Source organism: Marinomonas sp. AWM4_232, assembly GCF_056158325.1.
The window spans coordinates 1,737,831-1,752,119 of record NZ_JBSWTA010000001.1 but is presented as its reverse complement, the minus strand read 5'-3'; the positions used below and the strand labels follow the sequence as shown (position 1 = coordinate 1,752,119).

Sequence of the window (14,289 nt, the reverse complement as noted above, 5' to 3'; positions counted from 1 at the left end):
TCGGCTTTGCCTGGAACCAGATCTAAAGTGATTCAAGGCATACCAAGTAAGACTTAGTAACGCAGCAAGGAGCAAATACATCTAAACCAAAACTTTTCTACTCGCATTTCTGAAAGACACCCCAAGTTAAAACTTAGTATTCCTAAGTAAAACAGGCAAAAAACGCTATATAGCAACCAAACTAAGTATCCCTAAGTAGAGAGAACAAAAAAGGGCTACATGACAACAAAACTTAGGATTCCTAAGCAGGATAATTAAAGAAACGATTTATGGCAACAAAAACTTAGGAAAGCTAAGAAAAATAATCGATTTATTAGAAACTATTGACGGAAGTGGCAATCCCCCTACCCAAAACTTAGGAGTGCTAAGTGTACAAGGCTACGTAAAACTTAGACAATCTAGCTTATTTGATACTGATAGTTGAACTTACTGTGACCAGCAAAAACAATCCTTTCCCCATTCGTCTCAAGCAAGCACGACAAGCATTCGGCATACCACAAAAAGAGCTGGGTATTAAGGTCGGCATGGATGAAAGCAATGCTAGCGGAAAAATGAACCACTATGAGAAAGGGAGGCATATGCCAGATATTGAGCTTTCAAGAAAGATAGCCAAGGCACTACATGTACCCTTGAGTTTTTTTTACTGTGAAGATGAACTGAGTGCAGAAATTGCACGTTTAGCAGATATGCTAGATGACGAAGGAAAGCAGCTTATTATAAAAGCGATAAAAGCAAGAATCGAAGAATCAAAATGAGTGTGATCGATTTGCTATAAAAAACTATATCTAATATTCAGCCTAGTTGAAGGAAAAATAGAAATCTCCTGTAAATAGTGGAGGACTCTTTGAACTACCACTCTAGCCATTACCTATAAAATTCAGAAACAACCTTCCTTTGACCTGTAACCGTTTCCATATATGCGAAACTAATTTATATGTGAGTCTGATGAAGCATCTTCATATGCTCTCACAGGTGTACCTTACCACACATCTATTGAACCAACTTTTGGAGTTAATGCCCGTTCTTTATAGAAAGATTTTAAACATTTATTTTTGTCTTATTGTACTGATGACAATTCTACCAAGCTTTTAAACATTTTTTATTTACAGAAAAAAGAAAGCCGCTAAACAGCGGCTTTCAAGAAAAGTTTTAAACATTTCTAACTTTATCTTGGTTCAAAAAGGAATGTCGTCATCAAAGTCGTCAAAGTTTGGCGCAGGCTGTTGTGGTTTCGCTGGCTCTGGCGCTTTTGGTTGTGCAGGAGCTTGCTGCGGTTGATTACCCCAGCTGCCAAATGATTGCGGTTGCGCTGCGGGTGCTGCTTGCTGAGGCTGACCATAGCCACTTTGAGCAGGTTGCTGACCGTAGCCACCCTGCTGAGGCTGTTGTGCTGGTTGCTGAGGTGCCGAGCCGTAACCACCTTGCTGTGGCGCTGACTGCTGAGGCTGACCACCACCGTAACCGCCGCCCATGTTGTTGTCATAACCACCTTGTTGACCATCTGCTCGGCCGTCCAGAAGTTGCATTTCGTTAGCAACGATCTCAGTGGTGTAACGTTTGATGCCGTCTTTTTCCCACTCGCGTGTACGCAAAGAGCCTTCGACGTACACTTTTGAACCTTTCTTGATGAAGTCGCCAGCAATCTGGCCTAAGCGGTAATTACCACGGTCCATAAAGGCAACACGGTGCCATTCTGTGCGCTCTTGCATTTGACCTGTTTGGCGATCGCGCCAGCTTTCTGTCGTTGCCAAGTTAACATTTGCAACGGCTGCACCTGATGGCATGAAACGCACTTCTGCATCGCTGCCAGCGTTGCCAATCAAGATTACTTTATTTACTCCACGTGCCATGACGCTACTCCAATAATATTTTCAGTACTGATTGATACTAGATTACTTTACATGCGGCACAATGCGCTGCAACGCAGCTTTATCAAGCTGCTTTTTGTCTACTTTCAAATAAGCGGTCTGCTCATCCATAAATATTTGCATGTCTTCCACTCCTTGGATTGCCATGATTTCTTCGGTTAATTGCTGCACATCGTCTTCGGTGTGTGCAACAACACTAAAAGCCATACTGGTTACTTGCTTTGGGGCTGGCTGCCACGCGCTGACCACTGCCCAAAGTAACCAAATACCGCCAATAATACTAAACAGCATAGTCATCGAGGTATTTTGTAGTAACCAACCACCACCAGCTCCACCAACAAAGGCGCCCAAAAACTGATGAGTTGAAAAGACCCCCATAGCGGTACCGCGGTATCCTACTGGTGCCAATTTACTAACAACAGAAGGCAATGTAGCTTCGAGCGTGTTAAATGCGACAAAGAACAAGCATACAGTAACGCCAAACAGCCATACGTTAGATGCCCACTCCATCGCCACCGTCGCTAGACCAATTATAGTGATCACAATGGTTAACACATGCTTCATTAAGCCTTTTGCTTCCGCAGCAATGACCAACGGTAACATAAGCACAAAGGCTGCGCCCATGACCAGCAAATATAAAATACTGTGTTGCCCTAGGGTCAGCTCATAGCGATGAATCAATAGGCTTGGAATCGCAACGAACAGGGCTGTTAAACTGCCATGTAGTAGAAACACACTGATGTTTAAAAAGCGCAGGCGCCCATTACGCAATACATCTTTTAATGCTACCAAACTTGGGGTCGTATCACGCTTAAACGTATGTTCCGTCACATTAGGGACAGCCCATACGATTAATCCCATCCCCACAATAGAGAAGGCAAAAGATAGATAGAACAGCCCTGCTAAGCCAACCCATTGAAACAGAACTGGACCTAGTATTAAGGACAACATAAACGATGCACCGATACTAATCCCGACCATCGCCATGGCTTTAGTACGATTTTGCTCTTTGGTCACATCGCTCAGCAACGCCATTAATGTACTGGCAATCGCGCCAGCGCCTTGTACCGCTCGACCGATAATCAAAGTGGCAATGCTGTCAGCGTGAGCACAAATGATGCTACCTAGTGCAAACAGCAACAATCCAAATAGTATGACCCGCTTACGTCCTAGCTTATCGGACAACATCCCCATTGGGATTTGCAGTGAAGCTTGTGTAAAACCATAAATCCCAATTGCAGCGCCGATCAATGCAGCATCCGCTCCATCTAAGCCATCCGCAGCGACACTGATAACAGGCATAATTAGAAACAGCCCAAGCATACGGAATAAATAAACCATTGCTAAGGCTAAAACTGAGCGGCGTTCGATAACATCCATAAGTGCGACTGCTTGCGTAATTGAGAGACGATTATTGAAAGATCGCAGATTTTACTAAAAATACCGTTGAAGCTCTATTTTAACTACTGTAAAAATAGACAGTTATTCTTGTTTGAATGACTTTTTCCTTGGTTGCATTACATTTTGGAGACTCATGGACACTATAACCCTTCGCGGCGCACGGACCCACAATCTTAAAAACATCGATTTGGACATTCCTCGCGACAAACTAGTGGTCATCACCGGCCTATCAGGGTCCGGTAAATCATCGCTGGCATTCGATACTTTGTATGCGGAAGGGCAACGTCGCTACGTTGAATCACTTTCAACTTATGCTCGTCAATTCTTGTCCATGATGGAAAAGCCAGACATCGACCACATTGAGGGCTTATCCCCTGCGATTTCGATTGAGCAAAAGTCCACATCACATAACCCGCGCTCAACAGTGGGCACCATTACTGAAGTGTACGATTATCTGCGCTTACTCTATGCTCGCGCTGGCCAACCACGCTGTCCAGATCACGGGGAACCGCTGGAAGCGCAAACCATCAGCCAGATGGTCGACAAGGTTTTATCGCTGCCAGAAGAAAGCAAAATGATGATGCTCGCGCCGATCATCAAAGATCGTAAAGGTGAACACCTTCATACCATCAGCGAATTACTCTCTAAAGGTTTTGTCAGAGCACGTATCGATGGCATTGTTGTAGACTTGGACGATGCTCCAGCTCTGGAGAAGAACAAAAAGCACACCATAGAAGTCGTCATTGATCGCCTTAAAGTGCGCTCTGATTTACAGCTTCGTTTAGCAGAGTCTTTTGAAACCTGTTTATCTCTCTCAGATGGCATCGCAAAAGTCATCAATATGGATGATGAAAAGGATGAACTGGTTTTCTCAAGTAAATTTGCCTGCCCAGTTTGTGGGTACGCGATTACGGAACTTGAACCTAGGCTCTTTTCATTCAACAACCCTAATGGCGCCTGTCAGACTTGTGACGGACTTGGCACACAGCAGGCATTTGATGCGGACCGAGTTATCCAAGATGAGAATTTAACGCTGGGTGAAGGTGCTATCCGAGGTTGGGGGCGCCGCAGCATTTTCTATTTCCAGCAACTTAATGCGCTGGCTAACTTCTATGGCTTTGATATTGATACGAAATTCAAAGACATCCCTAAAGCTTATCAAGACAAAATCTTAAATGGCTCAGGAAAAGATAAGATCGACTTTGTCTACATCAATGAACGTGGCGACAAGATGACACGCTCACATGTATTCGAAGGGGTATTACCTAACTTAAGCCGACGTTATCACGAAACTGAATCTGACAGTGTCCGTGACGATCTATCACAATACATTAGCACCAAGCCATGCCCAAGCTGCCATGGCACACGCTTAAACAAAGCGGCTCGTAATGTGTTTATTGCCAATGAGACTCTGCCCGACATCGTCAAAAAGCCAATTGCTGAATGCCTAGAATACTTCGAACAGCTGCAGCTAACGGGCGCTAAAGGTGAAATCGCAGCCAAGATTCTAAAGGAAATTCGCGATCGACTAAGCTTCCTTGTGAATGTTGGACTGGATTACCTTACTCTAGATCGTAAGGCTGACTCACTTTCAGGCGGGGAAGCACAGCGAATCCGCTTAGCCAGTCAAATCGGTGCTGGACTTGTTGGGGTAATGTACATCCTTGATGAACCCTCCATTGGACTACATCAGCGCGATAACGAACGCTTAATAAGCACGTTAACTCGCTTAAGAGACTTGGGAAATACCGTCATCGTAGTCGAGCACGATGAAGACGCCATACGCGTAGCAGATCACCTAATTGATATTGGCCCGGGTGCAGGTGTACACGGCGGTCAAGTAATTGCCTCGGGGACACCGCAAGACATCATGGACTGTGAAGCCTCTATTACAGGCCAATACCTAACAGGTAAACGTAAGATCGAGGTGCCAGCGTTACGTCATCAAGCAACACAAGGCAAACAGCTGACTCTACATGGGGCGAAAGGCAACAACCTTAACGATGTCACCTTGAGCATTCCAGTTGGCGTCATGACCTGTGTAACAGGTGTATCGGGCTCTGGTAAATCGACTTTGATCAATGGAACACTGTTCCCCTTAGCTGCAACAGCGTTGAATGGCGCGACCACATTAAGCGCAGCACCACACGAGAAAATCGAGGGATTAGATCATTTTGATAAATGCGTCGATATTGACCAAAGCCCAATCGGTCGAACACCTCGTTCAAACCCTGCGACCTACACTGGCATTTTTACACCAATGCGCGAGCTTTTCTCCGCCACTCAAGAAGCTCGCTCCCGTGGCTACAAACCTGGGCGCTTCTCTTTTAACGTTAAGGGTGGGCGTTGTGAAGCTTGTCAGGGTGATGGTGTAATCAAAGTAGAAATGCACTTCCTACCCGACGTGTATGTTCCATGTGATGTATGTAAAGGACAACGTTACAACCGAGAGACCTTGGAAATCACTTATAAAGGCAAAAACATTCACGAATGTTTAGAAATGACGATCGAAGAAGCACGTGAATTTTTTGACCCAGTTCCATCCATTGCACGAAAACTACAAACACTGATCGATGTTGGCCTTGGCTATATACGTTTAGGGCAAGCAGCAACAACCCTTTCTGGTGGTGAAGCACAGCGGGTGAAACTCGCCAAAGAACTTTCTAAACGCGATACTGGTAAAACGCTTTATATCTTAGATGAACCGACAACAGGACTTCACTTTGCAGACATTGAACTTCTTTTATCAGTTCTGCATCGCTTACGCGACCACGGCAATACGATTGTGGTAATTGAGCATAACTTAGACGTGATTAAAACGGCTGATTGGATTGTAGATTTAGGGCCAGAAGGCGGTAGTGGTGGAGGCTATATTATTGCCGAAGGAACACCTGAAGCTGTTGCAGAACACATGACTTCACACACAGCTAGGTTCTTAAAGCCAATGCTTTAAATGAGAAATTTGATGATAAAAAAGGAGCGTATAGCTCCTTTTTTATTCAAACCCTGTTGGGTATGAATAACATTCAGACATAAAAAAGCCGAGCTTTTGGCTCGGCTTTTTTTAAGCAAATGCTGTATTACTCAGCGTCTGCAGCTTCCGCAACTGGACGATCAACCAGTTCAACGTAAGCCATAGGTGCATTGTCACCTGCGCGGAAGCCGCATTTTAGAATGCGAACGTAACCACCAGGACGACCTTGGTAACGAGGACCAAGTTCAGAGAACAATTTACCTACTGCATCTTTGCTACGAGTACGAGCAAAGGCTAGGCGACGATTCGCAACGGAATCTTCTTTCGCCAATGTGATCAAAGGCTCAGCAACGCGACGAAGTTCTTTGGCTTTCGGCAACGTAGTCTTAATAACTTCGTGCTCGAATAAAGAAGCAGCCATGTTTTTGAACATCGCTTTACGATGTGAGCTAGTACGGTTTAAGTGACGTCCACTCTTACGATGACGCATTTTACATTCCTTACCAAACTACGGTGGTCAGGGAACAATGATCTAGCGAGCTAGAACTTTGCTGTCGTCTTTCAAACTAGCTGGTGGCCAGTTTTCTAGACGCATTCCCAAAGACAGACCGCGCTGTGCTAAAACATCTTTAATTTCAGTTAATGATTTCTTACCAAGGTTAGGCGTTTTAAGTAGCTCAACCTCTGTACGCTGAATCAAATCACCGATGTAGTAGATGTTTTCTGCTTTTAGACAGTTAGCACTGCGAACGGTTAGCTCAAGATCATCAACCGGGCGTAGCAAAATCGGATCAATCTCATCCTCTTCTTCTTCTACAACCGCTTCGCTTTCACTCTCAAGAGCGACAAATACTGCGATTTGCTGTTGTAGAATTGTCGCTGCACGGCGAATCGCTTCTTCAGCATCGATCGTACCATTAGACTCAATGTCAATGACAAGTTTGTCTAAGTCGGTACGCTGCTCTACACGAGCATTCTCGACGCTGTAAGCAACACGACGAACAGGACTGAAAGAGGCATCCAGCTGCAAGCGACCAATAGGACGAGTCTCATCGTCACTAGCAACACGAGCGTCAGCAGGCTCATAACCACGACCACGTGCAACCTTGATCTGCATGTTAAGCTCAGCAGTGTCATCAAGGTGACAAATCACATGATCTGGGTTAGCGATCTCTGAGTCGGCAACAAGTTGGATATCTCCAGCTGTTACAACACCAGGACCTTTCTTACTTAGTGTTAGAGTTGCTTCATCTTGCCCGTGTAGAGCGATCGCAACTCCTTTTAGGTTAAGAAGAATTTCAATAACGTCTTCTTTTACCCCTTCAATCGCACTGTATTCATGCAATACACCGTCGATTTCTACCTCAACGATTGCACAACCAGGCATAGAAGACAAAAGAATACGGCGCAACGCGTTACCCAAAGTATGACCAAAACCACGCTCTAGTGGTTGTAGTGTCACTTTGGCACGTGATTGACCTAATTCTTGAACTTCGATGTTGCGTGGGGTTAACAATTCGCTCACTGAACGCTGCATAGATCCACCTATTTCTTAATCCTAACCATCTAGCTATTACTTAGAGTAAAGCTCGACGATTAGGTTCTCATTAATTTCAGCTGATAAATCGGCACGCTCAGGAGCAGCTTTGTAAGTTGCTTCCAATTTAGTTGAATCAACTTCGATCCAGTGGATCGGCGCACGATTTTTAGATAGCTCTAGTGCGTTTTGTACACGCAACTGCTTCTTAGCTTTTTCACGGATAGACACAACATCACCAGCTTTAACTTGGTAAGATGCAATGTTAACCGCTTCGCCGTTAACTAGGATAGCCTTGTGGCCTACTAGCTGACGAGCTTCCGCACGTGTTGAACCGAAGCCAGCACGGTAAACTACGTTGTCTAGACGAGACTCAAGAAGTTGCAGAAGGTTTTCACCTGTTGCACCTTTGATACGAGCCGCGTCTTTGTAGTAGTTGCGGAATTGTTTTTCAAGAATGCCGTAAATACGACGAACTTTTTGCTTTTCACGAAGCTGTAGACCGTAATCAGAAAGACGACCACGACGTGCACCGTGCACACCAGGAACTGTTTCTGCTTTACATTTTGATTCTAAAGCGCGTGAGCCACTTTTAAGTTGTAAGTCTGTGCCTTCACGACGAGACAATTTACAAGTAGGACCTAAATAACGAGCCATGTGTCTGTCTCCTCTTAAACGCGACGTTTCTTAGGCGGACGGCAACCATTGTGCGGAATTGGCGTCACGTCTGTGATGTTATTGATGCGCAGACCCAATGCATTCAATGCACGAACTGCGGATTCACGACCAGGACCAGGGCCCTTGATCATTACGTCAACGTTCTTTAGGCCGAACTCTTGAGCAGCAGCTCCGGCACGTTCTGCAGCAACCTGTGCCGCAAATGGGGTACTTTTACGAGAACCGCGGAAACCAGAACCACCTGCAGTCGCCCAAGACAAAGCGTTGCCTTGGCGATCGGTGATAGTCACGATCGTGTTGTTAAAAGACGCGTGTACATGAGCAACACCGTCGACGACCGTCTTTTTGACTTTTTTCTTGGTATTGCGCGTTGCTGGCTTAGCCATATTGCACTTTTCCTAAATCTAATGCTCAGCTCTAGCAGACTTAATGCACTAGAGCGAAACGCGTTGAATTACTTACGAATTGGCTTACGAGGGCCTTTTCGCGTACGAGCGTTCGTTTTGGTACGTTGACCACGAACAGGTAAGCTGCGGCGGTGACGGATGCCACGGTTACAGCCTAAGTCCATCAGACGTTTGATAGACATGCTGACTTCACGGCGGAGGTCACCCTCTACAGTAAACTTAGCAACTTCGCCACGTAGACGGTCTAGCACTTCATCACTTAGAGAACCGATTTTATCAGTTTCTGCGATACCTGCAGCTTGGCAGATTTCTTGTGAACGTGTGCGACCGATCCCGAAGATGTAAGTTAGAGAAATGACCGCATGTTTATTGTCAGGAATATTGACACCGGCTATACGGGCCATTCACTTTACTCCGTTGTTATGGATGAATCTCTTCATCACTTTGCTTTCATGAGGGCGGACGATTATGCCAGCATAGCGGACAAAAATCAACCACCCTCCCATCATCGAATAATCGAGCTATTAACCTTGACGCTGTTTGTGACGAGGCTCAGAGCAGATCACTCGAACTGAACCGTTACGACGAACGATCTTACAGTTACGACAGATTTTCTTTACAGATGCACGTACTTTCATGTTCAACTCCAACCTATGCTTAACGCATTAGGCCATTTGGACCATATCCAGTCAGATTAGACTTTTTCATTAATGATTCGTATTGATGACTCATTAAGTGACTTTGTACTTGAGACATGAAGTCCATCACAACGACCACTACGATTAACATCGAAGTACCGCCGAAGTAGAAAGGGACATTCCATGCTACAACAAAGAACTGAGGCATCAATGACACTAGCGTGATATACAATGCACCGAATAGCGTCAAACGAGTCATAACACCGTCGATATATCGAGCTGTATGGTCGCCTGGACGAATGCCCGGCAAAAACGCACCGGACTTTTTCAAGTTATCTGCCACATCTTTAGGGTTGAACACCAGCGCTGTATAAAAGAAGCAAAAGAAAACAATTGCTATCGCAAACAACAGCACATATAGCGGTTGCCCAGGAGCTAGAGCCAAAGATATATTTTGCAACCATTCCATACCCTCACCTTGACCGAACCATTGTCCAATCGATGCGGGGAATAGAAGAATACTAGAAGCAAAGATAGGCGGAATGACACCGGCCATATTTACTTTTAGTGGCAAATGACTCTTTTGTGCGGCAAACACCTTTTTGCCCTGCTGACGCTTAGCATAGTTGACTGTGATACGACGTTGACCACGTTCGATGAAAACAACAAACGCAACCGTTGCAACAGCCAACACACCAATCAAAAGCAGTGCAAGGATATTGATATCACCTTGACGGGCTGATTCAAAAGAACGACCTAGAGCTGAAGGAAGACCCGCTACGATACCAGCAAAGATAAGGATCGAAATACCATTACCAATACCCTTCTCTGTTACTTGCTCACCTAGCCACATCAAGAAAACCGTACCAGCTACAAGAGTCACCACTGCAACAGCGTAAAACTCTAGGCCTGAACTGAACGAAATACCTTGGCTTGCTAGACCGACTGCCATAGAAGCAGACTGAACAAGAGCAAGAAGAACCGTACCATATCGAGTGTACTGGGTTATCTTACGACGACCTGCCTCACCTTCCTTCTTAAGCTGCTCTAGCTGTGGACTCACTACAGTCAATAACTGCATAATGATCGAAGCAGAAATATAGGGCAGGATACCAAGAGCAAAAATACTCATTCGTTCCAATGCGCCGCCTGAGAACACATTAAAGAGACTCAGGATTGTGCCTTCGTTCTGGTCGAACAATGCAGACAAACGATCCGGGTTAATACCTGGAACCGGAATGTGTGCACCAATTCGATATACAATAATTGCTAAGAAAACAAAACGGATGCGAGCCCAAAGCTCGCCAAGTCCGCTTTGCATACCTGCTGGTAGTGAGCCACGCTTTGTCATCTATTCCTCAACTTTTCCGCCAGCTGCTTCAATCGCAGCACGAGCACCTTTAGTAACTTTAAGGCCACGTACGGTTACAGCTTTCTCGATAGAGCCAGAAAGAATAACTTTAGCAGTCTTAATTTTGTCACCAAGGATGTCGGCAGCTTTAAGAGCAGCCAAATCTACAACTTCTGCATTCACTGCGGCTAGTTCGTTTAGACGAACTTCAGCTACATACTGAGCCTGACGTGAAGTGAAACCAAATTTTGGCAGACGACGCTGCAATGGCATTTGACCGCCTTCAAAACCTGGCTTAACTGAGCCACCAGAACGAGACTTAAGACCTTTATGACCACGTCCGCCTGTTTTGCCCAAACCGCTACCAATACCGCGGCCTACACGTTTAGGAGCATGCTTGCTACCTTCGCCAGGGCGAATAGTATTTAGGAACATGTTATTCTCCTACCACTTTAACCATGTAATAAACTTTATTGATCATGCCACGAACAGAAGGCGTATCTTCTAGTTCACGAACTTGACCGATCTTTTTAAGACCCAAGCCTTTAACTGTTTCACGGTGCTTTGGAAGACGACCGATTGGGCTACGAGTCAGTTGTACTGAGATGGTTTTGTTAGCCATTTCACATTACCCCAAAATTTGATCGACAGACTTACCGCGTTTCGCAGCGATTTGCTCAGGTGCACGCATGTCAGCCAAACCTTTGATCGTTGCTTGCACAACGTTAACAGGGTTAGTTGAACCGTAGCATTTTGCTAATACGTTGTGTACGCCTGCAATTTCAAGAACTGCACGCATCGCACCACCAGCGATAACACCAGTACCTTGAGAAGCTGGCTGCATGTACACTTTAGATGCACCGTGAACCGCTTTAACTGGATACTGTAGAGTGTCGCCATCTAGCGCAACAGAAACCATGTTGCGGCGAGCTTGTTCCATCGCTTTTTGGATAGCTTGAGGTACTTCACGTGCTTTACCACGGCCGTAACCTACTTTACCGTTACCATCACCAACAACTGTTAAAGCAGTGAAAGAGAAGATACGACCACCCTTAACTACTTTAGCAACGCGGTTTACTTGTACTAGCTTCTCTTGAAGATCACTAGTTTGTTGTTCGTTAACTGCCATTTGCTACCTCTTAGAACTCTAGACCAGCTTCACGCGCAGCATCAGCTAGCGCTTGAACGCGACCGTGGTATTTGAAGCCAGAACGATCGAAAGCAACAGCAGTAATGCCAGCTTCTTTAGCACGTTCAGCAATTAATGCACCCACTTTAGCCGCTGCATCTTTGTTACCAGTCGCAGTAGAACGTAGGCTCGCGTCTAGAGTAGAAGCGCTTGCTAGCACTTTGCTACCACATGGCGAAATAACTTGTGCATACATATGACGTGGTGTGCGATTTACAGTAAGACGGTTCGCACCTAGGTCACGAATATGCAAACGCGTGCGGCGAGCACGACGAATTCGAGATTGTTTCTTAGTGTTCATGAATGCTTACCTACTACTTTTTCTTAGCTTCTTTACGGCGAACAACTTCGTCAGCGTAGCGAACACCTTTACCTTTGTATGGCTCTGGTGGACGGAAGCCGCGAACTTCAGCAGCCGCTTGACCTAGCGCTTGCTTGTCGATACCGCGAAGAATAACTTCTGTTTGTGATGCACACTCAGCAGTGACGCCTTCAGGCAATTCATAATCTACTGGGTGAGAGAAACCTAGCGCAAGGTTAAGTACGTTGCCTTTAACAGCAGCACGGTAACCTACACCTTGTAGTAGTAGACGCTTTTCAAAGCCTTGGCTTACGCCAGTAACCATGTTGTTAACTAGGGCACGAGTAGTACCAGCTAGTGCACGGCTTTGTTTTGCACCATCACGTGGAGCAAAAGTAAGAACGTTTTCTTCTTGCTTAACTTCAACGCTTGCGTGGACGTTAAACTCTAGTGTGCCTTTACCACCTTTTACAGCAATAGCTTGGCCATTTAGAGTAACTTCTACACCACTAGGAAGCGTCACAGGGCTTTTCGCAACTCGAGACATACTAACTCCTAGAATACTGTGCAGATAACTTCGCCACCAATACCAGCAGCACGAGCTGCACGATCAGTCATAACACCTTTAGAAGTAGAGATAATAGCAACGCCTAGGCCTGCTTCTACTTTTGGTAGTTCTGCTGATGCTTTGTATTGACGCAAACTTGGACGAGAGACGCGTTTGATCTCTTCGATTACTGGCTTACCTTCGAAGTATTTAAGTTCGATAGTAAGAGTAGGTTTAGCACCTTCTTCAACGCTAACGCCGCTTACGTAACCTTCTTCACGAAGAACGTTAGCAACAGATACCTTCATTTTTGATGAAGGCATAGACACAGTTGTTTTTGCAGCCAACTGTGCGTTACGGATACGAGTAATCATATCCGCAAGTGTATCTTGCATACTCATTTAAGAGCTCCTAATAGAAAAAACCATTGTGCAGCAAATAGAGCTCGCGCATAGTACACAGCAGCGAACGGAATGTCCAGTATTTGAACACCCCTTCACTGCAATGTATTATGATCGCGCTCTACTTGCTTACCAACTAGCTTTCTTCAAGCCTGGTACGTCACCGCGCATCGCTGCTTCACGTAGCTTGATACGAGACAAGCCAAAGCGACGGAATACGCCGTGTGGACGACCAGTAACCTGACAACGGTTACGCTGGCGAGAAGAAGATGAATCGCGTGGAAGCGCTTGCAGTTTAAGCGTAGCTTCCCACTTTTCATCGTCCGATGCATTAACGTCGTTAATGATCGCTTTTAGAGCAGCACGCTTTTCAGCGTACTTAGCTACTAATTTTGTGCGCTTAGCTTCGCGTTGAATCATTGATACTTTAGCCATGATTCCTACCTCTTATTTCTTGAAAGGGAAACTAAAGGCGGCTAGCAAAGCACGACCTTCTTCGTCGGTACGAGCAGTTGTTGTGATAGTGATATCAAGACCACGTACACGATCAACCTTATCGTAATCGATTTCTGGGAAGATGATCTGCTCTTTAACACCCATGCTGTAGTTACCGCGTCCGTCGAATGACTTCGGGTTCAAACCACGGAAGTCACGGATACGAGGGATTGCAACATCAACCAAACGGTCAAAGAAATCCCACATACGGTCACCACGAAGAGTAACTTTACAACCGATCGGGTAACCGTCACGGATTTTGAAGCCCGCAACAGATTTGCGCGCTTTTGTTACTACAACTTTTTGGCCGCTAAGTGCTGTAAGATCATTTACCGCATTTTCAAGAAGTTTCTTGTCTGCGATAGCTTCACCAACACCCATGTTCAACGTAATTTTAGTGATTTTAGGCACTTCCATTACGTTTTTGTAGCTGAACTGTTCAGTCAGTTGAGCTACTACTTGATCTTTATAAACTTGCTTAAGTCTCGCCATGGCTATAATT

At 45.4% G+C, this 14,289-nt stretch carries 19 protein-coding genes; 2 read left to right on the top strand and 17 right to left on the bottom strand.

Annotated features, from left to right (window positions below; translation table 11 throughout):
* Positions 1-431: 431 nt before the first annotated feature.
* Positions 432-755 (top strand): helix-turn-helix domain-containing protein, encoded by a 324-nt coding sequence (locus tag ACXAC1_RS08330; RefSeq protein WP_475060754.1) that lies wholly within the window; start codon positions 432-434, stop codon positions 753-755.
* A 420-nt stretch (positions 756-1,175) separates the two neighbouring features.
* Here the strand turns inward: ACXAC1_RS08330 and ssb are convergent, their stop codons facing one another.
* Both ssb and ACXAC1_RS08320 read right to left on the bottom strand, forming a co-directional pair.
* A complete protein-coding gene (gene ssb, locus ACXAC1_RS08325) occupies positions 1,176-1,850 on the bottom strand; it encodes a single-stranded DNA-binding protein (RefSeq protein ID WP_475060751.1) in 675 nt (224 codons plus the stop codon).
* A gap of 42 nt (positions 1,851-1,892) precedes the next feature.
* A complete protein-coding gene (locus tag ACXAC1_RS08320) occupies positions 1,893-3,248 on the bottom strand; it encodes an MFS transporter (protein WP_475060749.1) in 1,356 nt (451 codons plus the stop codon).
* A 154-nt stretch (positions 3,249-3,402) separates the two neighbouring features.
* On the opposite strand from ACXAC1_RS08320, the gene uvrA reads away from it, so the two are divergent.
* The gene (uvrA, locus tag ACXAC1_RS08315) at positions 3,403-6,222 is read left to right on the top strand and encodes an excinuclease ABC subunit UvrA (RefSeq protein ID WP_475060746.1); all 2,820 of its coding nucleotides are present in this window, start codon (positions 3,403-3,405) and stop codon (positions 6,220-6,222) included.
* A 127-nt stretch (positions 6,223-6,349) separates the two neighbouring features.
* On the opposite strand, the gene rplQ is transcribed toward uvrA, so the two are convergent.
* From rplQ to rplE, 15 genes are all read right to left on the bottom strand, one after another.
* On the bottom strand, positions 6,350-6,733 hold the full coding sequence (gene rplQ / locus ACXAC1_RS08310; RefSeq protein ID WP_055462827.1) for a 50S ribosomal protein L17: 384 nt from the start codon (positions 6,731-6,733) through the stop codon (positions 6,350-6,352).
* A 42-nt stretch (positions 6,734-6,775) separates the two neighbouring features.
* Positions 6,776-7,780 carry a DNA-directed RNA polymerase subunit alpha gene (locus tag ACXAC1_RS08305; RefSeq protein ID WP_133565219.1) on the bottom strand — a complete coding sequence of 335 codons (1,005 nt, stop codon included), beginning with the start codon at positions 7,778-7,780 and terminating at the stop codon, positions 6,776-6,778.
* A 36-nt stretch (positions 7,781-7,816) separates the two neighbouring features.
* Positions 7,817-8,437, bottom strand: a complete 621-nt coding sequence (gene rpsD, locus ACXAC1_RS08300) for a 30S ribosomal protein S4 (RefSeq protein WP_133565217.1) — start codon at positions 8,435-8,437, stop codon at positions 7,817-7,819.
* Between the two features lie 14 nt (positions 8,438-8,451).
* Positions 8,452-8,844: a 30S ribosomal protein S11 gene (rpsK, locus tag ACXAC1_RS08295; RefSeq protein WP_133565216.1), complete on the bottom strand. Its 393-nt coding sequence runs from the start codon at positions 8,842-8,844 to the stop codon at positions 8,452-8,454.
* A gap of 68 nt (positions 8,845-8,912) precedes the next feature.
* Positions 8,913-9,269, bottom strand: coding sequence for a 30S ribosomal protein S13 (gene rpsM / locus ACXAC1_RS08290; RefSeq protein WP_133565214.1), 357 nt, complete (start codon positions 9,267-9,269; stop codon positions 8,913-8,915).
* 120 nt (positions 9,270-9,389) lie between these two features.
* Positions 9,390-9,503: a 50S ribosomal protein L36 gene (rpmJ, locus tag ACXAC1_RS08285; RefSeq protein WP_055462823.1), complete on the bottom strand. Its 114-nt coding sequence runs from the start codon at positions 9,501-9,503 to the stop codon at positions 9,390-9,392.
* A 19-nt stretch (positions 9,504-9,522) separates the two neighbouring features.
* The gene (secY, locus tag ACXAC1_RS08280) at positions 9,523-10,854 is read right to left on the bottom strand and encodes a preprotein translocase subunit SecY (RefSeq protein WP_133565212.1); all 1,332 of its coding nucleotides are present in this window, start codon (positions 10,852-10,854) and stop codon (positions 9,523-9,525) included.
* Complete coding sequence (rplO, locus tag ACXAC1_RS08275) at positions 10,855-11,289, bottom strand: 50S ribosomal protein L15 (protein ID WP_133565210.1); 435 nt, start codon at positions 11,287-11,289, stop codon at positions 10,855-10,857. It abuts the gene before it with no gap.
* 1 nt (position 11,290) lies between these two features.
* Positions 11,291-11,476, bottom strand: a complete 186-nt coding sequence (gene rpmD / locus ACXAC1_RS08270) for a 50S ribosomal protein L30 (RefSeq protein WP_055462820.1) — start codon at positions 11,474-11,476, stop codon at positions 11,291-11,293.
* A gap of 6 nt (positions 11,477-11,482) precedes the next feature.
* Positions 11,483-11,983, bottom strand: coding sequence for a 30S ribosomal protein S5 (rpsE, locus tag ACXAC1_RS08265; protein ID WP_133565208.1), 501 nt, complete (start codon positions 11,981-11,983; stop codon positions 11,483-11,485).
* A gap of 10 nt (positions 11,984-11,993) precedes the next feature.
* The gene (gene rplR / locus ACXAC1_RS08260; RefSeq protein ID WP_133565205.1) at positions 11,994-12,344 is read right to left on the bottom strand and encodes a 50S ribosomal protein L18; all 351 of its coding nucleotides are present in this window, start codon (positions 12,342-12,344) and stop codon (positions 11,994-11,996) included.
* 13 nt (positions 12,345-12,357) lie between these two features.
* A complete protein-coding gene (gene rplF / locus ACXAC1_RS08255; RefSeq protein WP_333703609.1) occupies positions 12,358-12,891 on the bottom strand; it encodes a 50S ribosomal protein L6 in 534 nt (177 codons plus the stop codon).
* Between the two features lie 8 nt (positions 12,892-12,899).
* Complete coding sequence (gene rpsH / locus ACXAC1_RS08250) at positions 12,900-13,292, bottom strand: 30S ribosomal protein S8 (RefSeq protein WP_133565201.1); 393 nt, start codon at positions 13,290-13,292, stop codon at positions 12,900-12,902.
* 129 nt (positions 13,293-13,421) lie between these two features.
* Positions 13,422-13,727, bottom strand: a complete 306-nt coding sequence (gene rpsN / locus ACXAC1_RS08245) for a 30S ribosomal protein S14 (RefSeq protein ID WP_055462815.1) — start codon at positions 13,725-13,727, stop codon at positions 13,422-13,424.
* 12 nt (positions 13,728-13,739) lie between these two features.
* Positions 13,740-14,279 (bottom strand): 50S ribosomal protein L5, encoded by a 540-nt coding sequence (gene rplE / locus ACXAC1_RS08240; RefSeq protein WP_133565199.1) that lies wholly within the window; start codon positions 14,277-14,279, stop codon positions 13,740-13,742.
* Positions 14,280-14,289: the final 10 nt, after the last annotated feature.